Origin of the sequence: Albimonas marina (assembly GCF_029223255.1) — a bacterium.
Classification (GTDB): Bacteria; Pseudomonadota; Alphaproteobacteria; order Rhodobacterales; family Rhodobacteraceae; genus Albimonas.
The window spans coordinates 1-1,333 of record NZ_JARHUC010000021.1; the positions used below are offsets into that span (position 1 = coordinate 1).

At 69.9% G+C, this 1,333-nt stretch carries 1 pseudogene; it reads left to right on the forward strand.

What is annotated here, in order from left to right:
- The first annotated feature begins 80 nt into the window (after positions 1-80).
- Positions 81-1,276: pseudogene (locus tag P2H44_RS25470) on the forward strand (IS256 family transposase).
- Positions 1,277-1,333 lie beyond the last annotated feature (57 nt).

Here is a 1,333-nt window from a genome sequence, read left to right on the forward strand (position 1 = left end):
ACGGTGTCGGCGGGACGGCCATCGCCGGTCTTCGGTAGAGGTTCGGGTTGCGAGACCTTGAATCGGAACCGGAGACGACGATGACCGACGATAGAATGGCCCTTCTGGAGCTCGTGGAGAAGGAGGCGGACGGCGATCTCGTGCGCGAGATGCTGGCCTTCGCGGCCGAGCGGTTGATGGAACTGGAGGTCGAGGCGGCGCCGGGCGCGCCGAAGGGCGTGCGCTCGGCGACGCGTGCGACGCACCGTAACGGCTAGCGTGAACGGGGCTGGGAGACGCGGGCGGGGCGGATCGACCTCGCCATCCCGAAGCTGCGGAAGGGCAGCTACTTCCCAAGCTTCCTGGAGCCGCGGCGGACGGCGGAGAAGGCGCTGGTGGCGGTGATCCAGGAAGCCTACGTGCACGGCGTCTCGACGCGGGGGGGGGCGACCTGGTCCGCGCCATGGGCGGCACGGGCGTCTCGAAGAGCCAGGTTTCGCGGCTCTGCGCGGAGATCGACGAACGGGTGCAGGCGTTCCTGACGCGCCCGCTGGAAGGCGCCTGGCCGTATCTGTGGCTCGATGCGACCTACATCCGGGTGCGCGACGGCGGCCGGATCGTGAGCCGTGCGGTGATAATCGCCGTCGCCGTCAACGAGGACGGCCGCCGCGAGGTGCTGGGCGTGGGCACGGGGCCGTCCGAGGCAGAGACCTTCTGGCTCGAGTTCCTGCGCGCGCTCGCCGACCGCGGCCTGCGCGGGGTGAAGCTGGTCGTGGCTGACGATCACAAGGGCCTGCGGGCGGCGGCCCGCCGGGTGTTCGACGCCACGCAGCAGAGGTGTCGCGTGCACTGGGTCCGGAACGCGCTTGCCCATGTTCCGCCGAAGAGCCGTGCGGCGGTGGCCGCCATGCTGAAGACCATCTTCGCGCAGGAGACCAAGGCGGACGCCGAGGCGCAGTGGGACGCCGTCGCCGACGCGCTGCGCGAGAAGAACGACCGTCTCGGCTCCCTGATGGACGCCTCCCGCGAAGATGTCCTGGCCTACATGGACTTCCCGCGCGAGCACTGGCCGCAGATCGCGTCGACGAACCCGCTGGAGCGCGTCAACAAGGAGATCAAGCGTCGCTCCGACGTGGTCGGGATCTTCCCCAACGACGAAGCCATCGTCCGCCTCGTCGGCGCCCTGATGATCGAGACCAACGACGAGTGGGCGGTGGCCCGGCGATACATGGGGCTGGAGTCCCTCGCCCGCATCAACGATGCTGACCATGTCAGGCTGCCCGCCGTGGCCGCCTGATCAGCCTCGGGCCTCGCCGAAGGCCGGCGCTCCTACACCACGTCTCGGGGCGCTACC